Annotated in this window: 23 protein-coding genes and 1 pseudogene; 17 read left to right on the forward strand and 7 right to left on the reverse strand. The window is 49.9% G+C overall.

Features of this window, described 5'->3' with window-relative positions; translation table 11 throughout:
- Window positions 1-40: 40 nt before the first annotated feature.
- Window positions 41-874: pseudogene (locus AC5JQH_RS23175) on the forward strand (IS3 family transposase); the annotation flags it as partial.
- Window positions 875-1154: 280 nt separating this feature from the next.
- Here AC5JQH_RS23175 and AC5JQH_RS23180 read toward each other — a convergent pair.
- Genes AC5JQH_RS23180 through AC5JQH_RS23190 form a run of 3 tightly spaced genes read right to left on the reverse strand, consistent with a single transcriptional unit; the run spans window position 1155 to window position 3200 of the window.
- Window positions 1155-1832, reverse strand: coding sequence for a hypothetical protein (locus AC5JQH_RS23180; protein ID WP_153637278.1), 678 nt, complete (start codon window positions 1830-1832; stop codon window positions 1155-1157).
- Window positions 1829-2884 carry a hypothetical protein gene (locus AC5JQH_RS23185; RefSeq protein ID WP_136630213.1) on the reverse strand — a complete coding sequence of 352 codons (1056 nt, stop codon included), beginning with the start codon at window positions 2882-2884 and terminating at the stop codon, window positions 1829-1831. The genes AC5JQH_RS23180 and AC5JQH_RS23185 overlap by 4 nt, the downstream gene beginning before the upstream one ends.
- Entirely contained in the window at window positions 2862-3200 is a 339-nt protein-coding gene (locus AC5JQH_RS23190; RefSeq protein ID WP_136630212.1) for a hypothetical protein, read from the reverse strand. The genes AC5JQH_RS23185 and AC5JQH_RS23190 overlap by 23 nt, the downstream gene beginning before the upstream one ends.
- 74 nt (window positions 3201-3274) lie before the next feature.
- Here AC5JQH_RS23190 and AC5JQH_RS23195 point away from each other — a divergent pair, with 74 nt between their 5' ends.
- From AC5JQH_RS23195 to AC5JQH_RS23215, 5 genes are all read left to right on the forward strand, one after another.
- Window positions 3275-3757, forward strand: coding sequence for a type 2 periplasmic-binding domain-containing protein (locus AC5JQH_RS23195; protein WP_136630211.1), 483 nt, complete (start codon window positions 3275-3277; stop codon window positions 3755-3757).
- Between the two features lie 13 nt (window positions 3758-3770).
- Window positions 3771-4388 carry a hypothetical protein gene (locus AC5JQH_RS23200; protein ID WP_493806179.1) on the forward strand — a complete coding sequence of 206 codons (618 nt, stop codon included), beginning with the start codon at window positions 3771-3773 and terminating at the stop codon, window positions 4386-4388.
- Entirely contained in the window at window positions 4388-5887 is a 1500-nt protein-coding gene (locus tag AC5JQH_RS23205) for a DNA topoisomerase (RefSeq protein WP_136630209.1), read from the forward strand. The genes AC5JQH_RS23200 and AC5JQH_RS23205 overlap by 1 nt, the downstream gene beginning before the upstream one ends.
- A gap of 61 nt (window positions 5888-5948) precedes the next feature.
- Window positions 5949-6677 (forward strand): hypothetical protein, encoded by a 729-nt coding sequence (locus AC5JQH_RS23210; RefSeq protein WP_136630208.1) that lies wholly within the window; start codon window positions 5949-5951, stop codon window positions 6675-6677.
- A gap of 21 nt (window positions 6678-6698) precedes the next feature.
- On the forward strand, window positions 6699-7418 hold the full coding sequence (locus AC5JQH_RS23215) for a hypothetical protein (protein ID WP_136630207.1): 720 nt from the start codon (window positions 6699-6701) through the stop codon (window positions 7416-7418).
- Between the two features lie 14 nt (window positions 7419-7432).
- Here the strand turns inward: AC5JQH_RS23215 and AC5JQH_RS23220 are convergent, their stop codons facing one another.
- Window positions 7433-7954: a hypothetical protein gene (locus AC5JQH_RS23220; protein ID WP_136630206.1), complete on the reverse strand. Its 522-nt coding sequence runs from the start codon at window positions 7952-7954 to the stop codon at window positions 7433-7435.
- 62 nt (window positions 7955-8016) lie between these two features.
- On the opposite strand from AC5JQH_RS23220, the gene AC5JQH_RS23225 reads away from it, so the two are divergent.
- From AC5JQH_RS23225 to AC5JQH_RS23240, 4 genes are all read left to right on the forward strand, one after another.
- Window positions 8017-8619, forward strand: a complete 603-nt coding sequence (locus AC5JQH_RS23225) for a hypothetical protein (RefSeq protein ID WP_136630205.1) — start codon at window positions 8017-8019, stop codon at window positions 8617-8619.
- A gap of 10 nt (window positions 8620-8629) precedes the next feature.
- On the forward strand, window positions 8630-9739 hold the full coding sequence (locus AC5JQH_RS23230; RefSeq protein WP_136630204.1) for a hypothetical protein: 1110 nt from the start codon (window positions 8630-8632) through the stop codon (window positions 9737-9739).
- Between the two features lie 11 nt (window positions 9740-9750).
- Window positions 9751-10797: a hypothetical protein gene (locus tag AC5JQH_RS23235; protein WP_136630203.1), complete on the forward strand. Its 1047-nt coding sequence runs from the start codon at window positions 9751-9753 to the stop codon at window positions 10795-10797.
- A gap of 64 nt (window positions 10798-10861) precedes the next feature.
- Window positions 10862-12520 carry a hypothetical protein gene (locus tag AC5JQH_RS23240; protein WP_153637277.1) on the forward strand — a complete coding sequence of 553 codons (1659 nt, stop codon included), beginning with the start codon at window positions 10862-10864 and terminating at the stop codon, window positions 12518-12520.
- A gap of 63 nt (window positions 12521-12583) precedes the next feature.
- Here AC5JQH_RS23240 and AC5JQH_RS23245 read toward each other — a convergent pair whose 3' ends face one another.
- Window positions 12584-12934: a hypothetical protein gene (locus AC5JQH_RS23245; protein WP_136631886.1), complete on the reverse strand. Its 351-nt coding sequence runs from the start codon at window positions 12932-12934 to the stop codon at window positions 12584-12586.
- A gap of 282 nt (window positions 12935-13216) precedes the next feature.
- On the opposite strand from AC5JQH_RS23245, the gene AC5JQH_RS23250 reads away from it, so the two are divergent.
- The 3 genes from AC5JQH_RS23250 to AC5JQH_RS23260 all read left to right on the forward strand — a co-directional run bounded on the left by AC5JQH_RS23250 (window position 13217) and on the right by AC5JQH_RS23260 (window position 17472).
- A complete protein-coding gene (locus AC5JQH_RS23250) occupies window positions 13217-14566 on the forward strand; it encodes a helicase HerA-like domain-containing protein (protein WP_169054549.1) in 1350 nt (449 codons plus the stop codon).
- Window positions 14567-14644: 78 nt separating this feature from the next.
- On the forward strand, window positions 14645-15133 hold the full coding sequence (locus AC5JQH_RS23255; protein ID WP_136629903.1) for a hypothetical protein: 489 nt from the start codon (window positions 14645-14647) through the stop codon (window positions 15131-15133).
- A gap of 2 nt (window positions 15134-15135) precedes the next feature.
- On the forward strand, window positions 15136-17472 hold the full coding sequence (locus AC5JQH_RS23260; protein WP_493806180.1) for an AAA family ATPase: 2337 nt from the start codon (window positions 15136-15138) through the stop codon (window positions 17470-17472).
- Here the strand turns inward: AC5JQH_RS23260 and AC5JQH_RS23265 are convergent.
- Together AC5JQH_RS23265 and AC5JQH_RS23270 are read right to left on the reverse strand one after the other, a co-directional pair.
- A complete protein-coding gene (locus AC5JQH_RS23265; RefSeq protein WP_136629479.1) occupies window positions 17469-17978 on the reverse strand; it encodes a hypothetical protein in 510 nt (169 codons plus the stop codon). The two genes, AC5JQH_RS23260 and AC5JQH_RS23265, sit on opposite strands and share 4 nt — an antisense overlap.
- Before the next feature lie 3 nt (window positions 17979-17981).
- Window positions 17982-19169 carry a coiled-coil domain-containing protein gene (locus AC5JQH_RS23270; protein ID WP_136629478.1) on the reverse strand — a complete coding sequence of 396 codons (1188 nt, stop codon included), beginning with the start codon at window positions 19167-19169 and terminating at the stop codon, window positions 17982-17984.
- A gap of 180 nt (window positions 19170-19349) precedes the next feature.
- On the opposite strand from AC5JQH_RS23270, the gene dnaG reads away from it, so the two are divergent.
- Genes dnaG through AC5JQH_RS23290 form a run of 4 tightly spaced genes read left to right on the forward strand, consistent with a single transcriptional unit; the run spans window position 19350 to window position 26535 of the window.
- A complete protein-coding gene (gene dnaG, locus AC5JQH_RS23275; protein ID WP_493806181.1) occupies window positions 19350-21194 on the forward strand; it encodes a DNA primase in 1845 nt (614 codons plus the stop codon).
- 15 nt (window positions 21195-21209) lie between these two features.
- On the forward strand, window positions 21210-23708 hold the full coding sequence (locus tag AC5JQH_RS23280) for an ankyrin repeat domain-containing protein (protein ID WP_493806182.1): 2499 nt from the start codon (window positions 21210-21212) through the stop codon (window positions 23706-23708).
- A gap of 15 nt (window positions 23709-23723) precedes the next feature.
- A complete protein-coding gene (locus tag AC5JQH_RS23285) occupies window positions 23724-25769 on the forward strand; it encodes a RecQ family ATP-dependent DNA helicase (protein ID WP_493806183.1) in 2046 nt (681 codons plus the stop codon).
- A gap of 55 nt (window positions 25770-25824) precedes the next feature.
- On the forward strand, window positions 25825-26535 hold the full coding sequence (locus AC5JQH_RS23290) for a hypothetical protein (RefSeq protein WP_136629473.1): 711 nt from the start codon (window positions 25825-25827) through the stop codon (window positions 26533-26535).
- Window position 26536: the final 1 nt, after the last annotated feature.

Raw genomic sequence — 26536 nt, forward strand, 5'->3', positions numbered from 1 at the left:
CTTCGAAAATTATGGAAGGTGGGAGCGGACCATTCCATTAGCTGTAAAGCCAGCCGTTCGACGAGAACTGGTGGATTACCTCAAGCAGGCTCACGGTGTCAGCATCCGCAGGGCCTGCCGAATCGCTGGCATCAGTGACACGGTGTACCGGTATCGGCCGGACACCTCCCGGGATGAACCGGTGATTGCAGCGCTTCAAAGCGCGACTGAACGTTATCCCGCCTACGGATTCAGCAAGCTGTTCAAGGTGCTGCGACGCTGGGGCCATGGATGGAATCACAAACGGGTCCACCGGCTGTATTGTGCACTCAACCTGAATAAACGACGACGGGGCAAGAAACGACTCCCAACACGAACTCCGGAGCCATTAAGCGTGCCAGCCACCGTTAATCGATGCTGGTCCATGGATTTTATGAGCGACAGCCTGTTCTGTGGTCGCCGGTTCCGGACGTTTAACGTGGTAGATGATTTTAACCGGGAGGTACTGGCTATTGAGGTTGATCTGAACCTGCCGGCACCGAGGGTCATACGAGTTCTTGAGCGCATCATTGCTTGGCGAGGCTACCCGGCCAAACTACGCATGGATAACGGACCGGAATTCATCTCGATTGCCTTGGCAGATTGGGCTGAGCACCACGGTATCGAGCTGGAGTTTATCAAGCCAGGCACACCCACTCAGAACTCGTATGTTGAGCGCTTCAATCGGACTTACCGTGATGAGATCCTGAATATGTATGTCTTCCGGAACCTCACCGAAGTCCGAGAGCTGACCGAATCCTGGATGACGGAGTACAACGATGAGCGTCCCCACGATTCACTGGGAGACCTGACGCCATGGGAATACCTAGATCAGCACAGCGCCAGCCACACCTAACCCAAACGGCTTGAAGCCAAATATTGGCTTCATTGCTGTCAGCGGAAAAGGGGCAATCACTTTCCGTTACACCATGCCAAAAGCCATGAAGCGAAATCATTGCTGTGCGGCTTCCTTCTGCATGCGGGCAATCAAATGCTCTTTTTCCCTTGGAATCGGAATGCCTTCCATCGTTAGTGAAATTTACCGCGGATTTAGTCGTATCCATTTATCACTATCCATTATCAATTAATTCTTGCCGTTCACAATTTGAGCTAGAATTTTTATATATCAAGTAAATTCACCAACACATACTCTGCGAGCCACCAAAACTAAGCACCAAGAGGCATTGCGTCTTGTTGATAAATATAAGACCTAAACCAAAAACAAAGTGTCCAAGTATTTTCCCTGTCTTAAATGGCAGGCTTGTTCCGTACATATCATTTCCAAACATAATGGAAATGTAGGCATCTTTTAATCCCATATAAATAGAGATCAAGCCGATAGCGATCAGAATTCCGTAGAAGGCTATCAAGGCGCCAGCTGGCACATACTTGCCTGGCCCTGTCTGGATGCTTAGGGTTTCCGCCTGAGCCAGTGTACCATCGATAGCTATACGTTGAAATTCTACTGAACTGACAGGGTTTTCCGGCGCAAAGAAAGAATTTCCGCCAATCACAACAACGAAAGGAAGCATGATTGCTAGCGTACCAATAGATACTCCAGTCAATAATTTACCCGGACCCATGGTCTCCCGCTCTGAGGTGTCTGCTTTCATCCATCTGTTGATAGAGCCTACGACCATCAGCAACCCCCCGAGAGCTGATGCTGCCCATATAAGCGCGGCAAGCCCACCGACTTGCTTCATTGCATGTGCGGCGCCCAAATTTGGGTCAATCTGCTGCGCCAAGCCTATTTCCGGATATCCCCAAAGGAATGCCAGTGCTACTGCTATCTGTACTCGAATCATGAGCTTCACTGACCCTCGATATCGTCGGCTGTCGCCAATAAGGACAACAACATATTCGAATAACGCCTTTGCTTGACGAGCTCATTTCCCAGCTCTAGCTCTTGCCCCATCATGACTGCAATTTCTTTCAATACGATGGAGTCATTAGCGCAATTCCCAGGGTCACCTGTCTGGGACGTGCAGGTGATCTTCTTATGCCATTCGTCGTTCGCAAAACGACTGTTGATGATGAAATCTTCCCGCGCAAGTGCAATGCTGTTGCCTTGATCGTCTGGTAAATAATCAGCTCTAATCTTTTCAAGTATGGCCCGAACAGCACCTTTTCTAATGGTTGCTTGAGCAAGCTGAATTCTTTCTTTTTCTGTGAGCTCCTCAAGAGTTTTATCACCTAAAAGCAACTCTGCGCGTTCACTATAGGGTCCGACCAAAAGATCAACGAACAGTTCGCTTGACCTAACTTCTGCGTCGCTATACACCAGGTCATTGCTGTAAGGCCCGACGCGCAAAAAAACATCGGCTCTTGAAAACGCTTGCTCTTTTCCGGTACCGCTTAATTCTTGATTCAAGGCATCCATTTCTGCAGTTATCTGTGCGTTCTTTTCCCGGCGGTAACCACTGCGGCTCGTTCCGGGCGGTCTTAATTCGTCATTCCAGTAATCGGCCATCGCCTGCCAGCTGATTTCTCTTGAAGATCTTTCTGCGCTATCTCTTGCCCGAGATACTGATACGTTCTTACACGCCATGAAGCTTGGTGTCACTTGCGCGTCCATGGCCTTGTTATGAGTTTCTTCAAGAGCATCTGTGATTCTAATAATGGTATTGGCTGCAATATTCGTATCTGTAGCTTCTTGGTTCTTTGCAATTTGGAGATCGTTTTCCATGCCTGCTCGCTTCAAAGCCTCATCACGGGCCCATGACTTGACGTCAGTTACCAACTTACGGAGGGCAACAGTAACGGAAGTGGCATCTATGACAGGTATGCCGGCAGCGGCCTGCTTGACAGGAGTGAAAGCTAAGACCGAAAAACCAAAGACCAAACTAACCAGTAAATTTCGGCTCATTGCCCTTTTCTCCTAATGTAACCTTCTTGCCATTGGGAAGAATTGCATCAACTTGTGGTGCTGGCTGCATCCTTCGATCAGCGTGCTCCTGACTTGGCACCATCCCCTTGACTAAAGCCTCTACATATTCTTTCTGGGAGATAACTTGAGCCTGCTTAAGGCCGTCAAGACATAACTCTTCTCGCTGTTGGCTGTCGTCGTAGCCAGTGAATTCCAGCAACCGGTTTTCAGTCTCTGGACCAACGTAATCGGATAAAGGGCCAAGCGACCACCCTTCTTTAAACAACATATCGCCAAGATTCTTGCTGAAGCTCACGATTAATCCTTGCTTGTCCTGAGTTGAAACTAATGTTATTATAATTTAAATCTAATTCGAAGACAAGGTGGCTTGTGGCATCCAAGACTTTATCAAAATCAGACATCACCCGGTTTTGGAATGATTTCAGCCCGCAAATTCAGGAAGTTCTCGCTTCAGCAGAAGAGAGAGAGACGTGGGTATACCAAAGGGATGAGCTTCCCGAGCTCTTCGACAGCATTGAGTCATCCCTTCCAGGTGTTGTTCAGATACCCCCTTCGCCAGAACAAACTGATGTTTTTCGGGATTTAATAAGTTGCCTCGCGTCTGTTCCGTTCCGAGAATGCATTGCCGCCTTGGCCTTCCTTGAAAAGGATAGTCTTCAAAGATCACTCGCTGAGAACGAGGTTGGGTCTGGTACTGCGTGCTTCATGGTTGCAAATCGCATTTGCCTTACAAGGGATGGCGATGTCAGCAGCGCCAAGGTAGTTCGGGACAGGGTGCAGTTCATGGTTAAGGTTGGCTTCCAGCTTTCTTCATTTGTTCGTTCCGCAGAAGAGGTTTCAGAGTATGCCTAAAAGGTACCCAGGCTTGATCATCCTTCTTGTTACCGCCTTGGTTTCTAACGCAGAAGTTTTGGCTCAACAAGCGCCTCGTAATGCCGTTATGCAAGACTGCGAAGATCTCGACTTTTCAATTAAAAGAGAGGCCAGTCCTTATCATTACACCAATCCAAACGAAGGGTGTGACATCTCCCTTTCGCTTGATGGTCTGCCAAAGAAAACTGGCTCCGGTTACTCTTCGAGCGGGAATGACGCCTGTCGTACCATTCAAGGTGTTGTTTCAAATCTTGAAGGTCGACTTAACGAGCGTCTAGAGGGTGCTTTAGGTGCGATTGGTGAGGTCGTCTCTCCCGAAGACCTCGCACAATTCGGTGAACAAACAGGCGTTGACATGAGCGGAATATCTGATGCTTTGGAGAATGGCATTTCTTTCGATCGCACACTGAATAACGATTTGACCAATACGCTCGGTCAATTGGCGACTGAAGAGGGAAGGTCTCAGTTGGCCGATGACCTCAAAAGTGGTGCCGACGATGCTGCACGAAACTCTCTTGATCAATCGAGGCAAAACGTCTCCACGCCGGGAATTAATGGAGGGCAGGGGACATCAACCGAATCTTCCGATGATTGGTCTATATTCGACTGATGATTATCGTCATCGAATCTCCGCACAAAGCTCCAGCGCTCAAACGGGCCCTTCGAGCGAACCAGGTAGAAGCCAAGGTTATTGCGACATACGGGCGACTTTTTGATCTTCCATCGAGCAACATGGGAATTACCAAGTCACTTGGCGTCGAAAGATTCGAGGCGGTTAATCCCGATCATTGCAAGTCTATCTCAGAGGATCTGATGGCGGCCGACTTGGTGGTGGCTACGGACCCGGATGAGGAGGGGGACCTGATTGCGTGGACCATTGGGCAGATCCGGGGTGATCGAAAAACCTACAGAGCTGAGATGTTCGACTTTACGCCGAAATCGGTTTCCTCTGCGCTGGAAAATCTCCGAATCGTCTCATCTGCAGAACCACCAGCATTAACTCGCCGAATTTTTGATCGCCTTCTTGGTTTCTCCGGTAATGACGGAATGTTTTTAAGCAGAACCGCCGGAGTTCTTTTGGGCTCTGCTGCCGGGTCACCACTGCCCACCACTAAACGAACGAGCTTAACTCATAATCAGGAGAACTTCGGTGAGGCAGCATTTTTGGAGCAGTATTTTGATGTGTCCGATAATGAAGTAAGTTTCAACCACGAAAAACCAGGAGACCTACCAAAGCTTCGTCACTTATACGCTCTTGGCCCAGAGCTTGGCGCAACCCCTACCGAAACCTTCGAAGCTCTACAAGAGCTCTACATCTCGGATGATATTTCTTATTTCAGAACAGACTCAATGTCTCTCAACAATTCAGCGCACGATGCGCTCGAAATATTGGCCGACGAATCAGGTTTCGAGAATCAATGCCAAAAAAAGCCTTGGTCAAACAGGGCGCCTCATCCTGGAATCTATGTCACTCGATACGTTGATTCCCATCCCAGAAGAGGTCGGGCTTTAGGTAGGAGAAGTGAGTTAGCACAAACCCTTCATCGCTTTATATGTAATGCGACATTGTTCGCAATGAGTGACCAGAAATCACGAACCAATGTTCGAGTCGTTAAAGGCGGGAAAGCATATACATCTACAATTGCCGAGTGCAGAGGGCAGACATACAGCTATCCATATTCAACCTTCTCGTTATCGACAGACATTTTGGAGGGGGCGCCACGGGTACTTCCTCGCTCTCATTCTTTGCCGATCAACAAGGAAACCTCCATCGCCTTAACCTTATCAGGGCAGGGTATTGGTCACCCAAGTTCATGGGCTGCGCTTTCCAAGAATTATTCACCACTGATCGACAGGAATGGGCGTCTGAGTTCCAGGGGCGTTGCATTTTTGCACAAGCACAAATTGGAGGCTCCGGCTTTGCTTGAGCCCAATATCGCAAGGGCCATTGAAGCAACGCTCCTCGATCCTCAACCTGAAATGGCAGTAAAAATTGAGAAGGCGCTTAAACTCGCAGAATTAGATCTCTCGAAATTCGAGAATAGCTTGACCCCCGATCCCAGTCCGAATGCAGAGCTGCAGTTTTCTGATCGCACGCTCGGGCTTTGACGTCTTTACATAAAACTTATTTTATATTATGATTTTTCCAGATCGTTCAACTGGAAGAATTATGAGTCAGAAGCAGAGCTATCTCCTTTACGCTGTTGGTAAGGACACAAAGTCTAAGCCGGCCATTGTGCCCGTACAGGTTGAGGCCAGTGGCGCCGACCTCCAGCGAAAAGTACACATTCAGAAAGCCGAGGAAGCGGCGAAAGCCCAAGGACTCCAGTCTGTATCGGAGGTACTCTTTGCAGATGCGGTCAACTCAGCAGTTGAAAAGGGTGTCGACCTTCAAGGTGATGCCGCGGCAGTTTGCGTAGACCTCCATAATGAGCTTCGTCGCGGCGGCGAGCTGAAAGACCCTCCCGAGGTTAACGATCCTATGTGGCGAATTGCAGAAGCAATTCTCCAGCTCCTAAGTGCACTTCCCCGCAGATCAAAAGTTCAGTTCATCAAATCGATTGGTAGCAATCAGCCCAGCTGGGATAGAGCTGTATACGGGGTGTTCCGCACTGATGAGAAAGGCAAGCCTTATGTCGACAAGCTGCAAGTTGAGGACCTGTCCGAGCTCAAAAATCTCAAAAAAGCTGGCATGAATATGGAGTTCTTTTTGCGAATCCTTTCAAAAGCCGGCGTTCTCGAGCCGATCATTAGAATGATTGAGCGGAGGTCGAAATCACTTGTTGAGCTTCGCAAAACATTGGAGTTAGATGACCTCGGCAATGAACCGGCAGAGCGTCCTGAGATTTTAAAGATCAGCACGAAGCGCAGCGATAACGAGACGCGCAACCCTTTTTGATTATTGCCTGGAGCATCCATCATGAGCAAATACCAACCTGCAGACATCAGCATTAATTTCGGCAAAATTCGTAACCAGCTGGGTTTAAAAGGCATTGATGATGCCAAGCTTCAGGATATGGTTAAGCATGCTGTAGTCGACCAGTTGCGTGATCAGTTAGGCATGGAAGTAAACCTTGATGATCTTGATGTTTCACCGGTGCGTCAGGCGCAAGATGCTCGGCTCGAGGGAAGTCTTCGTTACGAGGATAAAAACTGGTTCACGGACGGAGACATGGATGAAGTGGTCAGCGAGGAAATCCCCTACCGTGTTTCTGTGAATGAAGAAAGCAAATCTATTTCTATCAGTTCAAATGCTGGTAGAGCTGGCATTGAAACCAAAGTCGAAGTGGATCTCTCGCCGGGTGGGCTTACAAACATAAAAGTCTTTGGGCCATCCGATGGCTTGCTTGCAACGCTTGTACAGAAGGGCGATGTAATGCTGATGAAAGAGGGTAAGTTCGCTGATATGGACTTCAGTGCCACGCACAACAACTGCATGGTTTTAACGCGATCTTCCGCAGATCCTCAGGCAGTGTTGACCATGGTGGAGAGAATGCCGGCCCTAATGAACGATGAAGCCAGGCCTCGACTTGATGGGTATGACGTTACTCACCACAACCCTGAGGAGATAAATTATGAGGGGGTCGCGGACCCCTCGGCTAAGGGCCCCAGCCGGGGTGGACCGGGAGGAATGGGTTGATGGGATGGAGCGCTTTATCGGCGCTCCCAAAACATTGACTTATCCTTGCGTACCTCTATTTCAAATGAATCGCCGGTCTCTGCTCTACTTCCAAGGTATTCATTCTGCTCGTTCATTTTGACAAAGGTTACGCGACCGATATGAGCCAACTTGTCGTGCAAAGACCGAGGGAAGGGGAGTGCGACAGCAATGGTATTCGAGTGCCTGGTGTCCTCGTTCCCTGCGTGCATGACGAGAAACAAGTATTCAAGGGGGTGCACCAGAAATCCGGAGCAAGCCTGTACTTTGCTGAAAGACTCGTAAACGTCGACGTCATATTTCTGAGACGGGAGACCAATAATAAATTCCTCTTCTCCGGCCATAAAACCAAGCTGATTGCAAAAGGCTCGATCGAGGAAGAATGTCTTTTTGTACCTCCCCATTATTCCTCTTCCATGGCGCGGAGAAAAATTCAGGAAAGACCGATAAAGCTGGACGAGAAGGGAGAGCTCCTCTCGCAGTTCATCTTGCCCGGTTGCCACAAAATGATTTATCATTCAGTCATGCTCCTTGATTTGGCGCTTCAGTTATTTTATCGCATGTTTCGGCAAAGGTCGATATGAAAGACAAGACAACGCAGTTAGCAGCTAGCATTTTCAGGAGGGCCATGGAGCTGGAGGGCTTAACCAGTTACGAGCTTCAGCTTGATGGTGATAACACTTTAGATTTTGTCGATGCAGTGGTTGGTGAGCAGGGTGGTTTATCTTCACTCATGCTTGCTAGTGATCGTATAGCTGTAACGCAATATGGTGCAAGGCTTTGGGATTGTGGGTACGCCAAATCAAATACTTCTGGAGATGGTCTTCAATTGAAACCTGTTGAAGAGTTCTCTGATGCCGAGGCAGCTTCCAGTTACCGGGCCATAGAGTCTATCGACGCTCGTTCAGAGGTCGGTCTTGCGCTATTGATTGCCAGGGAGGCTGTAAAGCAACTCTGCGAGCCAGTAAATGAGAACGTGGCTCGGCTGAAGGGTGTGCCAGGATATTTTTTTGGGGCTGACTTTGAAAACGATCAACGTGAAGAGGTCGCCTTTGAAGCACCCTCAGAGATCATAGCCTTTGGCTTTCGGCAGATGATGGTCGCTAATCGCGAGCTTGTTTTGTCTTTGGGGCAAGACCTTTCCCTGGATGCTCAGCCAGAGCGCACACCAACTGGACCATAGGTGTTAATCAATGAGTAAACGTCTCGATCTAACAACTGCTCTGGGGGTTTCGCGAAACCTGTTGCACGGCGTAGACCCCGAAAGTGACAGCATTGAAGCCCAGTTTGGAGAGGCCTATCAGGTTTACCATGATCTATGGTCAGTTATTGCAGAAAAAACTGCGGTACAAAACAGCCAAAGACATGACTTGGCGATTGTTCTTGCAGGCTACGCAAGTGACGTTGTTTGCGGCAGCATCTCCTTAGATCAAGCCAAGAACGTTCTTGCACGAACAGCTGAAGAAGCGGACAACACATTTGAAGATGTCCGCCCTGCTAATCAAGAAAAAAGTCTTGAACAGCTTATCCACTCAGCTGAGTCAGAAATTTTAAAAGCCGCTTTAAAAATCAGGAAAGCCGTTGATCAGATGCCACTCGGCCAGGACGCAGAAATCGCTGTCAGCTATGTCTTGACGCTGGTCTCTGACCGAGCCAAATCGTACTCCACCGAACGCTCACACAACCTGACGGTGGCAGACGGTTTTGAAATATTTGTAAGAACTATGCCGGTTGTTACAGATATTGCGCTCGATGCGTGGAGTAGATTGGGTAGCACATATTACAACCCAACCAATATAGTGTTTGATCGATCCTACGTGCGTGGAGCACTTTCAGAATTCAGGGCCTATGTTGAAGCCTACGATATGGGGCTTGGGTCAGCCGTTGCAGAATTAGTGAATCAAACTGCGGATTTTATTGCTGAAGTGGCTGAAAGTGAAGTGAGCCGGTTCGAGCACCTTTCAAAATCTGACATTAACGGAGTAAAGCTCGGAATAGCGGACCAACTCATTGGCATAGCGCAGAGAGCATGGCGTCTTTGCATAAACAACCTTATCTCTGATGTTGATGAGATGCTTGCGGAGCCTGAGAAAGCCAAGAAGTGGCTTTCTGAAATCGAAAAGCCAATAGATGTTGATGCCTTGTTAGCTGCCATAAGAAACCTTCATGCAGAATTGCCGGCGTTTACAAATGACGCAGACATTGATCTTGATTCTCTTGATGAGTTGGTAAGCCAGGAATTTGCACTTACCGCCCAGGCTGCGGATGCCATGATCTCTGAAGTGGTGCCCTGGTCCATGTAAGGACATTGAACATGAAGAGTTTCATTTTATTTTTCGCGATTGCTCTTGTCCTGCCATCGGTAGGCTTTGCCGCAGGCATACCCATTATTGACGCTGCGAAGGTGCAGCAGATGATTCAGAATGAGATCAAGACCCGGATCAACGATGCACGACAAGAGGTTTTAAGTCGACTCGAACAAAAAACAGGTATCGATCTCAGGGAAAATCAAGAGAACAGCGACAAAAATATTGCGGCGAACACTTCAGCCAGAATAACTGATGCTGTTAGCGCCATTCACAATAAGAAATCAGACGCGAAAGTCGCCCCATACTTGGATGCCTGCTCTAACGTTTCAATCGCCAGAACGGCATCTGCTACAACCAATAACAGCGATATTCAGCGTGAACTCCCAAATCGAGTGTCGGCCTTCACCAGGGCAGACCGCAACCCTCGATTTCTTGAGGAAATATTAAGCTTTGCAAATTACAGCGGTGCTGACTTCGGACTGGAAAGGCAGAGAATAGTTAATGATCTTCGTGCTTATGAACGCCAGCGTATGGCGGTCCTCGACGATGCAATCATTAATGTGTCCCAAAGCCAAGAAGGGCTAACCGCAGTCTACGAGCCGGCAGTGCAAGACATGGCGAAAAAAGAGCGCGTAGATTTCCTTAGGATGATGCTCATCGGTAACGGTGTTAGCCGATCGTATTTGCATGGCGCAATCAGCCCTAGAAATACTAATGTCAGGCAAGAGCAGATGGTAGAAGAGGGTATCTACCAAACGAAACGCAGCGCCAACCTGGCAGGCTCTATGTTTAATAACGATCAAACGGCGGTTATTGGCGATGGAGTGTTGCCTATCGAGGCTGCTCTTGATGCAGCTGCATCTCCTGAAAACGAAGAACGTTTCGGTGTGGAGATGACTAATAACCCAAAAATGATGGTTGATAGGGTCATGCTCCAGCGCTGGGCTTTAAACAAAGCTGCCAGGCTAGCTGCCTTGCTCCAAGAATACCGGCGGGGACAAGTCGAGTTACTGCAACTTGCAGCCTTGGCCAGGGATAAAGCGCTTGAATGATCTTTGACCATCACAAGAATTACCTTTAAACTGTAAAACAAGTTTTATAAAGGTTGTGGAAGCTATGGCCGTTACTCTGTCTGACATCAATTTTATTAACCAGAATTTCCCGGGAGCTCAATCGATTCCGGTTAATCAGATAAAGGATCTGGCCTCACAACTGTCGGTCACTTTGAGTGATGATCTTAACCGGATGCTTGCAGAGCAGCGAGAGCTTGATGTTGCTCGGGTTCAGCAGATTGCGGACATGCCGGACATCGATGTTGATATAAGTGACATCCCTCTTGAGCTAAATGCGAACGTCAAACAGGCTTTTGAAGCTCCAAATGCTCCTCCAGTCGATCCGGAGCTTGCTCAATATGACGATTTGATGCAGCAGGCAGCACCTGATGACGGGATAGATCCCGCCATGTTTGGGTTTGAGCCACCTGTCAATGATGCGCCCCCTCCAATCGAAGGGCCACCTCCAGAAATGTATGAGGAGGGCCCCATTCCGGAACCTTCGAACGATCGTAAAGCTGCTTTTGAGGACGATTTCGAAGGTAGTGATCTATCGTATCTCACTGATAAACCTGAATATGGTGAGTCGGTGGACATCCAAAAAAAGTACAAAGAAGTGGCACGCAAAGGGCCTGATTTGGAGGAATCTCCAGAACCGCTAGCAGGAAGTCAGGAGGCTCCTATGGCTGAACAAGATGCAGAGTCGACAAACAAGGCGCCTGGGGAGCCAAGCGATCTCGGTGGAACCAAAACGGAAGAGCAGTTGATAGTTGATGAAATTGCCGGTGACCGCCCAGTATTCAAGATGCTCAAAGACTTGGACGAATTAGCCCAAGTATCCGGGGTTAGCGAGCTTGATTACGAAGTTATCAAGAATTACTTAAAAAATGAGGTAGCAGACGACGAGCCTCTTCTCAAAAAACTGGAGGAGGAGCACGCTAAGGGTTACTCGAAATTTAGCCCTTCGGTCATGCTTAAATTTGCCAAGGAAAATCCGCCGGTAAATGAGCCTACTTCACAGCCTCAGGATACTCAGGATCCGACCAAGGAAGCAGAAAAGAAAAGAGAAAACGAAAAGGATGGCCCTGGAAATAAAGGTAAAGAGCAACCCCAGCAAGCGCCCGTTGAATCAAATGTAGGGGCGGCCATGGTCGGTGGTGCAGTGAATGCATTTAAAGCTGGATCAGGGTTGGGGTACGGCGTATCAAAAGCTCTTGGCCAGGGGCTTGTAGGCGGGGTTAAGAATCTGAAAGGCTTCTATGACACACACAAGCAAAATCAGATGAAAATGACCTCCGACCTAAAGAGCAATGTTAGCGGGCTAAGTTCTCAACTAGACGCAATTCAGGCCGATCGATCAGCTATGAAGTCTGCTAAAGGCGCCTTTGAGAAGAAGCAGTACGCTGACAGAATGCAGAAGAAACTTCAGGTTTTTGAAAAGACCGCAGCAGGTTTTGCGGACACACTCAGCTCAAAGCAAGGCCAAAAATTGGCAAAAAAGGCGGATATGTCTAAGAGCCTTGAGTCACTATCAAACAAGATGGAAAGTGTTTTTAAAGGCATGGAGCCAGGAAAAGGCGAGAAAAAGGTGATGGAGAACATTGCTGCTTCTATCGAATCGGCAATGCAGGCCGTTAAAGCTGTTGTGGAAGCTATTAAAAAGGTCTTCTCTGCTCCGACTGCCGATGGACCCTCGAACACAATGCACGCTGGCCCGCGCTAAATAAAGGGACAATAAAAGAAGGGGCGCCTCGAGGCGCCCCTTCTTTTGTTCTGTTGGCAAGTCTCACTCAATATTCTCAATAGCGTCGGCCGAGCGAACATAGATGCTTTCAATCGTGCGAAGCAGGCGCTTTTGTTTTTGAGCCATTTCTCTATTAGCTTCGTCACTGGCTTTGGCTTGCTCTTTAGCCAGAGATAACTGCTGCTCGAGATCGTCAATGTACGCAAGAGCACTATCAAGATCATTAATGTCTTTTCGTTTCTTGAAAGTTTTTCTGGCTTTAGTGGTTACTCGGGCCGCACCCAATTCGCTTCTCTGATTAAAATGAAGCTCAGAAAGGGCGGTAGGGCCTCTCTTTTCACGCTTTTCACCGAGCACTGGCTCCGCGATTTCAAGTTTTCTTGCAGTCTTCATATCGTGCCCTCCGGGACAGAACCTTAACCCTGAGTGGTGACTGGTCAAAAAAACATTTCACTTCAGACTCCTACAGAAACTGAAATCACGCTGTGTCAGATTCCAAAATTTCCTAGTCTCACCACGCTTTTTAATATAGCAAATTGGTACGACAACGACATCAAATTTTGCAAAAAGTGAAGCGGAATTCACGTCTGAGAAAGGGCGCGGTCATCAATCCTGTTGCTAAAGGCAAATTCGCAAGGTACTATATGTAAAACTTGTTTTATAATGTGGTTAACGATGACAACACCTAACGCTTCAACAGTAACGCCACTGCGCCCGGAAGATCCCAGTGATATTGCCTTTCAAATCGGCCGGCGGCTTGACGGTGCACAAGCTCCACTGACGCACTCGATGATGAAAGCGTCGAATTTCCATCACGCGCTGATAGGAACCTCTGGTGTTGGCAAGACTTTCACAATTCGAAAAATGGCAATTGAGTTCGCCTCACAGGGTGTAACCCAGTTTATTCTTGACACTCAGGGTGACTACAGTTTCGCGGAGTTCTCCTCTAACCACGACATGAAAGGCGTGAGGGTCAACGAAATAAAGTTTGGCTATGGCCCTGGCACAGCAGGCATTAACCCTTTTGCGATTCACTCAGACGACCAGTACGGCGGATTTCACCATGCCGTGATAGGTGTTCTCGAGACGCTGAGGCTATTCAATCCTTCGATCGGTTCGCGGCAGAAAACCCAGCTGCGCCGCTTAATCACTAGAACCTACGAACGAAAGGGCATTGTCATGGAGGATCCTCGCTCCTGGAGACTTGAGCCTCCGAGCATGAGGGATCTTCTCATTACGATTGATGACGAGATCAAAGCCGTAAAATCCAGGTCCGGAACAGACATCTTTGACGAAATTGAAGAGGCACGAAAAAAAGCTCAAAGGGCCGCGTTCCGTATCAAGAATGAGGCTGGCAGTACTGAGGATCAACAAGCGCTTGAGAAGGAAATTGAAGGCCACAAGGCCTCAGTTATGGAAGCCTTTGAAAAAATGTTGGATGCAGAGCTGCAAACAGGGGAGAAGCTACCATCGCTCAGCGGCAGTCTGAATAGACTAGAGGCAATTCACGATATGATCGAGGGGGCGATTATCTCTGGGCTTTTTGATGGCGAAAATATTTCAGCAAAACGAGGAGCGATCAACGTTCTTGATCTGACTTCATTGAACCAGGCTGATCAGCAGCCGATTTTCTATTTGCTTCTGGAGAAAACCTTTCACAGTGCAGTTAGAACCTGCAAAAACCTAAATCCCAAAATCCCCGACATGATGTTTGGGTTCGACGAAGTGAAGCTCTTTACCGCTCTAGCAGATTCGCCGCTCGATCCTATTAACCGTTTCTTTACTGAAGGGAGAAAGTACGGACTGGGAAGCCTGTGCGGCCTGCAGCACCCCAAACAACTTACAAACGAAATGCGATCCAGTATCGGGACAATTATGCTTTTGCCAGTTGCTAAAGAAAAAATTGCGGACGTGAAGCGCCTCTGGAATATCCCAGAGGAACAGATGTCCCGACTGAGAGCCAAGTCCGATGCATTCTATGGGTTCGGCAATGACTCGTTTGTACCAATCAAGCTATTCGGATAACTGCTTTTCAATGGTTGATATTTATTTTATCATTTGGCTTGACGAGTTACTTTTTTCACGTTGTCTTGGTGCCAGATCATGCCGCATAAATTTTTGTTTATTCCATTTATCGCAACCCTTCTTTTTTTTTCGGGTTGCGCCTCGAAAGACTATAGCGTGGAGACCTTGGGGCAACCCGTGGTATTCCTTGAGAGCTTGGATTCTAAAGTAAAAGAGCTTTTCCCACTCTCTGATTGGCAGCAAACCAAAACAACTTTGTATGACCCGGAAGTAGAGTTCTCTGAGGAGACAGGTGGCATTTGGGTAAGGGTGAAAGGGCAAACTTGGAACTGGGATGAGCGCCGCTATCGTTACTCGGTTGCGATGCTTACTATCCCAGAGATTGACACCGATACCAAGACTGTAAGGCTACCTCCGTCTCGAGAAATCATCTGGCATCTGGAAGATGTGCCTCGCCTCTACAAGCAACAAGTTATGGACATGACCTACCCAATCATTATTGATACCTTTCATGATCGCGGGTTCGATGATGTCCGGTTTGAGCGTCGCCCTGTATACCACGAGTAATTATGGCCAAGAACGAGACTGCTTTTACGGGTGTTATCGAGTCTTTCCTATGGAAGGACAACAAGAGCAATCATGCTCTTATTAAACTCAAGAATGTCAGCACAATCGATAGCAGTCTCCCGGAGTCACTCGTTTGCTCTGGCACCTTCGGCGATTTGAAACCAGGGATGAAAATTCTTGGTAAAGGAAGCGCACGCGAAAACCGCCAAAACCAACTGGAGTTGAGGGTGAGGGCCTTTGAGGCCATATTCCCGAACACAGCTTACGACACCCTTCAGTTTCTTTTAGACGGTGGCATTCCTTATCTGTCGAGCGTAAGAACGGCCATGGCCTTCATTAAGGCTGGGAACGGTGGGAAGATGCCATCAGGGCGTTGCTCGGCTATCCGACTGCTCGCTAGTAACCCTGAGGCGATTTCGATCTCGGGATTTCCGCAAGCAATCATCAAACAGATGAGTGATGCCATTAACACTGAAGGGCAGAGGATAACGACCATTAATTGGCTTGTCCGCAATATGGGCATCAAGCGTGAAGAGGCGATTTCTCTTGAGAGAAAAATCCCCTGTGACCCCGAGGAATACATTCGCAGATACCCATATAAGGCTGGCAAGTTATTCAACCTTGAGTTCAGTATTTGCGATCAAGTCGCAAGGGATTTTGGAGTTCTCGAATCTCAGAAAGGAGATCGCATTGACGCCGCTCTCTACTCCGCATTTAGAGATAAAATTGATCGTGGCTCTACTGCCATCCCGTTCAAGGAACTAAAGGACACTCTTACCAACAAGATTGGTGCTTTTCAGGACGCGAACAGCATTCTCGAAGCGCTTAAGGTGTCGGACAACTACACGCATATTCAGATTGGCGACCATCACGTAGTCCAGCAGAAAAAGTGGTCGCTGGTTGAAGAACAAATCGCCAAAGAGCTTCACCGCATCGCAACGGCCGAATCTGTGCTCCCGCAAAAAGATTGGAAACTACCGCCCCCTAAGCCTGGCCAAGAAAAGGCCGTAGATCAGGAGAAGGGGATACTTATGGCGGTTAAATCCAACGTCAGCATACTTACTGGCGGCCCTGGCACCGGTAAAACCACTACAGTCGATAAAATACTTACCATGGTAAAAGAAGCCGGAAAGAGTGACGGCTCACCAGTCCGCTTTTCATTGTCTGCACCTTCAGGTCTTGCAGCACTTCGGATGACGCAACAGACAAAGCTCCCTGCAAAAACGCTTCATAAAACACTTCAGATGACCCACACGGGGGAGCCTAAAAGAGGGAGAGAAAACCCTGTAAATGCTGATATGTTCGTCATTGACGAAGGTTCTATGCTGGAGGCCGAGATATTCCTCAAGGCATTGCAAGCTGTTCCATCGGGCTCAAAACTGCTTTTGGTAGGTGACCCTGATCAGCTACCTGCAGTTGGAGCCGGCAACGTTCTCGAAGATTTAATCAACTCTGAAAACCGATTAATTCCCAGCACCAGACTTAGGCAAGTTTTCCGTAACGCAGGTGACATAGCTACAAATGCTCACAAGATAAACGACGGTGATATGCCTGCTATTTCACAACGACATGTCGTTGATGAAAAGGAACAGTGGAATGTCTGGCAAATGAAGAGTGATGCTGAAAAGAAGACAGCCCTGAGGCAGCTGATCCGCAATGACCTTATTCAGAATTGCGGTTACAAACACAGCGACATACAGGTCTTGGCCCCACAGCACAAAGGCGAGCTTGGAACCGAATCGTTAAACGTCATGCTCCAGGAAGTCATTAATCCCATGGGACCAGGTAAAGTCTCGATGAAGATTGGCTCGAGCGGTGAGTATCGCACGGGAGATAAGATTATTTATCTGACCAACTCCCCTGAGAAGAACTTAGTCAATGGGGACACGGGTTACATCCAGATGATTGATGTGCGAAAGAAAGAGGCAACGGTTAGATTTAACGGCGTGGATGTGAAGCTCGATCGCCGCACGTTAAGCCAGAGGACCAAGCTGGCCTACTGCCTGACTGTCCATAAATCACAGGGTTCTGAGTACCCCTGCGTGATTCTGCCCATGTCTGAGAAACACAAGTGGACCCGCCAGCTTTACTACACAGGTGTTACCCGGGGAAAGGGGCATGTTTTCACGCTCACCGACGAGAACACGCTTGAGGCGGCCGTTAACGATTCCCACAGGGAGCACAGGATCACTGGCTTGCAAGCTGCGGTACATAAGTATTGCCCAGAAGGCTCTGATTTTGAGCTCAAGATAGATAATGGATTCGAGAAGCTTGTTCCGAAAGAAAAAGCGAAAACCCAAGAATATTCGACGTTGAAGGCGGAGCCACTTACATTCTAAGCGTTTTCCGAACTAATTCTTCGAAATCCCCAGACAAATGCTTTTCCGAGCGCCTTGAAAGCCACGACCAGTGGGTAAGTTATGAGCAGGCACAGCAGAAATATCCCGGCACCTGAGGCAATGGGACTTTCCACATAAGAGAGTTGGTTTGCGTTATATGCAAACATGGTTTGGACTTCTGGATTGTCAAACGTAGAGTTACCCGGGAATCGGACAGTTTGACTACCCGATTCAGCCTCAGCTCGGATTAATCTATGAAGCCTTTCGAAGCTTTCTGCTGTTGGCGCCTCAATGGCCGCGTTATATGCCACGATTATTTCTTGGCCTGCTGGTGTTGCCCCCTGGACTTCCATGTCCGCCAAAACTTCTTGCAGTGACTGAGCAGCCACACTCTTAACCTTGCTCTCACCTTTGTATGCCGTATAGGTGGCAATCACACCTAAAACAAGTGCAGTAGCAAATAGCCGTTTCGCGCCTTTAAGGCTGAGCTTGAAGATATCTAGCACTGTTTATTGCCACGCTAAGAAGAAAGCAATCATTGAGGCGGTGAAAGAGCCAACCAAGGCCAAGCCGATTAAAGCGAACATTTTGCCACGACGGGCCTGCTGCAACTGGGTCATCAGACGGATCCTCGCTGCGCGTTCTTCAGCAGCAGTTCCCGTTGCAGTTACTAGCTCTGCCTTATTTTGACGAATCTTACCGGTAAGTTTCCGGTTCAGTTTTTTGCCAGACTCAACCGATTGATTCAGGTTGTCGATCTCAGCGCTTTTTTCACGGATAACAACTGTGAGCTTCCTGTTAAGCTCACGAAGGAACGTTATCGTCCTTTCTTTCTGCTCGATTGTTACCCGGGAATCGTTCTTGCGATCTTGTATTTTCTTCAGGAATTTTCGGGCCTGCTCAGCTTCTTCCAAAGCGGCGTTAAGCTCAGCGCGATAATCGTGACTTACGTCCGATGGCTCGATTGAAGCGATTTCCCGCCTTAGATCCTTGATGAGGTCAGCGTTAGCCTTCAGCTCCAGAAAGGTCTGCTTAAGCTCTGTCTGGAGCGATTCAGCCTTGGCCCTTTCTTCTTCATAAAGGGATACAAGGTTGGCTGCATTGCCAAACCGCTCACTAAAGTCGTCAGGGATGCTACCCAGAAGACAAGTAAGATGATCAAGTTCCAGGCCTAGATCATACGCCTTGGCTTCTTTCTCGCTCTTTTCTACAGAAAGTGCGTCCAGTTGTTTTTTGAGATCAGCAAGGCGAGCGTCGCTGCGATTTTTGTTGGTAGCGGTGAGGACATGCCAAAGCTCTTGGGCGTCGGCTGGGTCGCGATCGAGCTGCTTCTTAACATCATCGTAGAACTCGATAACTTCTTGCGGGTGAAACTCTGACGAAATATTGTACTGCTTCGCGATTGCCGCGGCCCGGGCCTTGAATTCCCACTCAGTCCACTCAAAGCCTTGCCGCCCCGGCAGAGAGATGCTTGCTACAAATTCTTTCAGGGTGGTGTAGGTGCTGTCAGAACCGACAACCTTGATGCTGCCGTTTTTGTCACGGCTCCTGACGGTTGTGGTTGGCCTGCAGATGACGTGCTCAAAAAGAGGGACACCTGCCTGCTTTGCCGTTTGCTCGACCTCGCTATACCAGTCGAGTTGAACCGCCTTATTTGGCTCCTCAGTTACGCCAAATTTTAACACCTCAGCACTCATGAATTTACCCTCTAGCCAAAAGCCTTCTAAAAAGATATTTCAATATGATACATCAATCAAGTTGTTGATACGAGACATCTCCGATCATTTTTTACTCACATTTTGGAGTTGGCAGTTGCCACCCGACCGGCAACACTATAAAATAAGTTTTATAAAATATCGAAATGCTTTGAGGCGGACATGGCGAAAAAAGGAAAGCTTGTTTCTGACGCATTCATCTCTGAATTGCTTGACCGCGTTGACATTGTGAAAGTCATCGATTCGCGGCTCGGCGGAAAGCTCAAGAAAGATGGCGCCAACTACAAATGTCAGTGTCCTTTTCATGATGAAGATACGCCATCCTTTGTGGTGTCAGACAAGAAGCAAATATTTACCTGCTTTGGCGGCTGCTTCGGAGGCAAAGGTTCTAATGCAATTAACTTTGTTAAAGCCTTTGATCAAGTAAGCTTTCCTGAAGCCATCAAAAGATTGTGCGAAGAAGTTGGCATGGAGCCGCCCTTTGACAATGAGGAAAATCTCGATCCGAAGGCGGAGCGCAAGCAAAAGATTTTCGCTGCGCTATCTGACGCAAAAGATCTTTACCAGGGATTTCTCCGAGACCCGAAGTATCGGGACCGGGCAGTGGAATACTTGAAGATACGAGGTTTTACTGGCGAGGTAGCCAAAGAGTTCGGTATTGGGGTGGCTCCTAATGAGTGGGCTATAACCATGAAGCGCCTTAGCCAGAAGCATGGTACGGATGTCCTGAAGGATGCCGGGCTGGTTAGCGAGAAGAACGGGCGCAAGCATGACATGTTCCATGATCGGATCATATTTCCGATTAATGATCAGAGAGGACGAGTAATAGGCTTTGGCGGTCGGCGCCTTAATGATGAAAGCTCAGCACCGAAATACATCAACTCCCCGGAGACATTGGTCTTCCGAAAGTCCAATGAGCTCTATAACTTCGATAAGGCTCAAAATGCTGCTCGTAGAGCAGGGAAGCTTTACATCGTCGAGGGCTATACAGACGTAATTGCTCACGCTCAATTTGGAATTCACAACACAGTGGCACCTCTTGGCACGGCCTTCACTGATGGCCAGCTTTCGAAGGTGCTGACAGTAACAAGCGATCCGGTAATGTGTTTTGACGGTGACAGGGCCGGCAGACAGGCGGCATGGAAAGCAATGATGATGTCCCTGCCGCATTTGAACGATGGCATCCGCATGCAATTCCTCTTTTTCCCCGAGGGACAGGATCCTGACACATTGCTCAGGGCTGAAGGGGTGGATGCATACCAGGCTCGACTTGAGGACGCCATGCCTCTGTCGAGATTTGTCATTACTGAGCTGACGAACCGGTACGGAAACGATACTCCTGAGGCCAAAGCCTCAATTGCTTCCGAGGCGGCAAACGTCATCTCGAAAATGCCTCACGGGATCTATCGGGAGGTTATGCTCAAAGCAACGGCTCAGGCGATCGACCTGCCTGAGCAACGGCTTGTTGATGCAATGCTTAAACAGCACCCCCAGGCCACGGTTACACCAAGTCATCCGACAAAAGGGCGCCCTAATCCGGAGCCTGTTCAGCAAACCGCTTCGAAGACTCCGGCCCCAACTGCCAGCGCGAACCCTGCCAGCAAGCCGGGTAGTCACTTTACTGGTGGTGGCTTAATTCCAGGCATGCTCACCCCAAAAGTTGGGTCGGCGCCACGCTTTCAGCAATTCCAGGCCAGACACGAAAAAGAGATCAACACTCTCCGCTCAACCGGAGATGTGGAAGGCTTTACCCGAAAGGCTGTGAAAGCAGAACTGACCGCCAGCCGGGGCGCGGTAAACGCACGCTACCTGGCAGACAATCTGACCAAGACCATTGAGTCTTTCGTTGGGCAGGATTCCGCAAAGGACATGGCACCGAAGATCCGGAATTACACGCTTGCTGCTACACAGGAGTTCAACAAGCGTCTGGCAGAACAGGAAAACGGTGTAAAGCAGACAATGAAGCCGGGAAATGGTCCATCCCAAGGCATGGGCATGAGCCGATAGGCAAAGGAGCAGGTTATGAACGAGAGTTTGCGCAAATTACTCGACGAGCTGATGGACAACCCCGCATTGTCTTTGCAGGACTTTGCCCGGGAGTTGCAGTTGGCCATCACCTCAGGCGCTCGCATTGATATGCCTTCCCCTGATTCGAGGGAGAATCTTGCGTTTCTGCATGAGCTTGCCCGGGTCGCCCCGGATCGTGCTGACTTGATTTTGCATGCATGCACGGCCGACCCCGAAGCAAACATCAATGTTACAGACGTATATGGTCAGACGTTCGGCGAGCAGCTCGCCAGCAAAGGGAAGTGGGAGACTATTCGGGAGCTGGTTGATTCAGACACCCCGATATTTATTGATTCCCCGGTTTCACGAATGACAGGTGCAGAGTCTATTTATCGTCAGGCGATTAAGACTGCTCCAATGTCGATGGTGAGGGCGCTTGAGAGCTTTGCGGATAGGATGGAGGACCGTGGTGTCACCGCCAGCAAGCTTTATCGAGACAGGGCAGATCGTTTTGGGGAAACAGTTCTGCATGGAATTGCCTCCCGGAATGACCTCAATGCCCGGGACTTCAAGCAGTATCTTGATATGACCGCCAGCGACATGCAGGGCGAGGAACTGAAGTCGCTGCTCGAGGCACTCGGCCGCAATGGCGAGACCTTCTTCAATCGCATCGTATCGAGAGACCCACAAGTAGCGTTAGAAGTTCATCGGATGCTAAAGGCAGAGCTGGCGCCGGCTGAGTACGATGTTGCCGCAATTCTTGGTGGTGATGCGGAGCGGCCACTGAGCGACCGCCATTTCTCGTTACCCGAGAATACCGTTCCGGCTTTACAGCTAGCCGACAACAGTTCTCCTGAAGCAGAGCAGCTAATGATGGAGATCATCAACGAGGTTGGAGGTTCTAAGCTCCATTGCCAGGCGTCTAACGGGCAAACCCCGTTGAGCATCATGGCCAAGCACGGCTGGATCGATGGCATTGTTCGATCGATAGAGCAAGGCCTTGATATCAACTATGGCGTAGATGGTTATGCCAAGAACCCTCTGAATGAGGCAATGAACAATACGGCCCGCCCGGATGTTTCGTACATAACTGTGAAGCGTCTGGTCGGCTTTGGGATTGATAAGCGTTGGCTGGCGCCTGCCACGTTCAGTGATGCGTCCGTTGTCGGGTTTGCGGTCGACCATGGGGATCCGGAACTTCTGTGGGACGCCATCATGAAAGGTGCCGATCCCAATGGCCACCCGGCGGCTGATCGCTCACCCATCCGCTCAGCAATTGAAAACTACAGCCGGGACGCCGAAGCATACGAGGTCATTATGCGGCGCCTGATTATGAGCGGTGCATCGCTGAAGAAACTGGATTCTGACATGCTCAGTCCAAGTGACCGGTTGGAGCAACCGGAAATGGCTGCAGCCCGTGACTATGTTCACCGCCTGGCAACCATCAATGGCCTGAAGGACCGTTACGGGTATCAGTTCGCGGAGCTTGCTGTAGATGGTTTGAGTCAGCCCCATGGGCAATTGGCAAAGCCAGAAGTCTCTATTGGCACGCTCCAGATGATCCCGGGCGTCACCAGAGCGCTGTCAGATGCGGTGGCCCTTGAGGCATCCGGGCATGAGCGAGTAGCAGCGATGCTTAAGGTTAACCCGCAGCATGACCCTGAAGTGAATGTTCAGGACATGGTGAATATGTCGCGGACATTGCTGAAGGTGCCTGAAAGTAACCGGCAGAACATGCTTGTTGAGCTGGATAAGCTGCGCTCTGCACTGACCAATCTCAGCCCGGAACAAGTGTCGCCTGAGGCGCTGACGAAGTACCAGAATCAGGTGATGTCGGTTAACCGTATCCACAACTGGGTTCGAGGTAGCTTGACGCATTCAGACAACTTGATGGATGCCGGAATTCTGATGGGGGAGCATGGTCGTTACCTGGAACGAAGCCTCAGGGATCTGGCAGATGTGGCTGCTGCTTCTCCGCTGATGTTGAACCCGGCCGTCAGTGAGTTCCCGCTTACCATGAGCATTGATGGCAAGTGGCAGGCAGAGGTATCCATTGCCGGGGACACCAATCAGGCGCCGAGGCCGAACCAACCTGCCAGCTTCCTGTTTGCCCAGCGGAACGAGGGGAATGCTTTCTCTAGCGCCCGGCTTCATAACGCGCAGCCAACAGATAAGCCCATTGCGTATCTCTCGGATATCACCATGGGCAGTGACATCCCGAAAGATCTTACCGCAGGCTATATCAAGTTCGACAACCCGGCAGTTGTCCATGTCGAAAACAGCTTCATGAACGAATTTGATGTTGATGTGGGTATGATGCGCGAGATGGGTCATGACGGGGTGGTGGTCTACGACAGCCAGAAAAACTCAGTGGTCGGTGCGATCGATCTTGGTGGCCAGCGCATGGAGTTCCCGAAAGGCGTTACCGTCGAGAGTACCCAGGCACCGGAGGTTGAAGAGCCGGAAATGGACCTGAAGGTAAGCGAACCACAACGCAGGAGCCCGGGGTTTTAATCCCGGGAACCCTGAATGACTCCCCGGGATGCGTTACAGCATTACTTTGGGTACCCCGACTTTCGGGACGGCCAGGGCGAAATCGTCGAGGCCGCGCTAGAAGGTCGGGATATCCTTGCTATCCGGCCTACCGGGTCGGGTAAAACCGTTTGCTTCCAGCTCCCGGCCATGCTCAAAAAGGGCGTTACGTTTGTCGTCAGCCCGCTTATCTCTCTGATGCAGGATCAGGTGGATGAGCTTGAGGGTACCGCGGTCTCTGCAACCTTCCTGAATTCGCAGCTATCTGGGGGTGAGTACAGCCAGCGTCTGAAGGAAATTGAGGCTGGCCAGTACAAACTGGTGTACCTGGCCCCTGAGCGACTGACGCAGGAGAAGTTCCTGTTCTGGATGCGCAAGATCGAGATTGCCATGGTGGTTGTCGATGAGGCGCACTGTATCAGCCAATGGGGGTCTGATTTTCGATTCTCCTACGCTCAGATAGGCCACTCCCTCGACCGCTTGGCCAGCATCAAGAAGCGCAAGATTCAGCGGATGGCATTGTCTGCCTCGGTTACGGAGGAGATCCAGGCCGATATCCGCAATCGGCTGAACCTCTTTCACCCCCAGGTATTCCTTGGAGGATTTCATCGCTCAAACCTACGGTACCGCGCCATCTACTGCGCATCACCTGCAGGCCGGTGGCATCATCTCACGCGATTCCTCAAACGCCTGGAGGAAGGGGCCGGCATCGTCTACTGCATCAGCGTGAAAGACGTAGACCGTATCTGGGGCAAGCTTGTCGACGAAGGATACTCTGTCACCAAATACCATGGGCGCCTGAAAGCCAGTGAGCGGGAGGCCAATCAGGAAAGCTGGATGAACGGCGAGTCCCGGATCATTGTCGCTACCAACGCCTTTGGGATGGGGATCAACAAGCGCGATGTCCGGATGGTGCTTCACTATGGTTACCCGTCATCCCCCGAAGACTACATGCAGGAAGCGGGCAGGGCGGGGCGTGACGGTAAGGACTCCGACTGCGTTGTGCTATGGTCCAAGCAAGACGCCATGGTTCAGAGCATCTTGCTTGAGAGCCGTTTCCCCTCCCAAGAGCTGATGTCATGGGTACTGGCACGACTGCATAACCGGCCAGACGACAAGAAGACCATGCCTATCAATCCTGCCGATTACTCTCAGAAGGCACCGTACCGGTCATCTGCAGCGCTGATAGAACAATCCCTGCGTTTCCTCGAGCAGCAGAACATCCTGAGCCTGAAGCGGGGACCTCGACCGGGCCTGATCGGCATTGCGAACTACAACCCACAGGCCCAGTTTGATTACGGGATGGTCTCGGCCCGGCATTCCAAGGCCGACATGCGCCTTCGCAAGATGAAGGACTATCTGGAAGCAGTTGAGTGTCGGGCTGTGAACCTGGTGCGGTATTTCGACGAAGACACCGATGTTTCCGCATGCGGGGTTTGCGATAACTGCCTGACAGCTCAAAAACCGGTCGATGGCATTTCCTCTCTTGAACTGGCAGCCCTGCATTTGGTCCATGCCACGAAACAACGCTTTGGTCGATCAAAGATAACCCTCACCCTTGATGGGGTCAGGGATCCGAAAGTACTTGCCTCCAAGCTGCACCTGTATCCCGGGTTTGGGGTGTGTAAAGGCAGTGCCACGAAAGCCAGTTCGCTGATTCAGGATCTGCTGACCAAGAAACTTCTGCGGATGACCGTGGAACCTCAGTACAAAGTGCTGGCCTTATCCGATCTCGGGTACCGGATGCTCCGGGATAATTATCAATCCCTCCACGATTCCAATCAGGCAAAAGCAACGCCGGCCGAGCCGGAGCCCGACCTGGTTCAGGCGCTGCTTGATCTCCGCGCTGAGTTGGCTGACCGCTATGGCGTATCGGTTGATAGCATCTACTCGCGCAAAGAGGCGGACACCATCGCCAGCGCCTTTGATTGCGATGATCCCGACGACATGATCAACGGCATTATTGGCCCGGAGCGGGGTCTTCAGTTCGGTTTCAGGATCATCGAAACACTGGAGAATTTAACCGCTCAGAAGCCTTCCTGATCTTGATTATTTGTAAAATAAGTTTTATCGTAATGGGAGGCTATAGGAGGCATTTGTGAAGTATTCCCGATCCCTGATTATTGTTACCGGACACTCCGGCGCCCCGGTTCAGCCGATGGTTGATCACATCCAGTCAAAGTCTGATTATCAGGCTATTCGCCCTGTTGGTAGTGAGAAAGCAATCGGGTACTCGGGGTTCGATATCGAGAATGCGATGTCCCGTGGCCAGGCTGCGGTTCTGGCTACTTATGACCCGTCTTCTACAGCAAATCTTCAGGACTGGGCAGAGCGCGAAGGTATCAATACGTTTACTGTCTTTGTCAGTGCTCCCCAGGAGCTTTCGTTCTCCCGGGCCATGGGTAATGCGCAGCAGATGAAGCAGGGGAAGCCTATTCAAACCCTGCTTCCTGAAATTGAGCCCATGAATGAGCGTGCACTGCTGGAAGCTTACGAATCTGGCGAACTGGCATGTATTGATAAGCCGCACTACCAGTCATCAATGACGCCGGATGACTTCCTGGCCAAGTTCAGCTCCATTATTCACAGTGAGCCTCTGTGGCGCGACTCGATCGAGTACGATACCACTGTGGATTTTGAGCCGGCGTTCGGGCCTAGTCTGGAAGATCTGGCCGGGCAGGCATTGAGCCGCCATCAGAGCGTTGCCCTTGATGCAGGCTATGCCAAAGGCGATCCGGCCATGGAGCAGGCGCCGGCCGTACGCCAGAGCACCCCTGATTTGTCGAGCAGTCCGAAACCCAGGATGTAAT

Source organism: Marinobacter sp. H13, from assembly GCF_059072335.1.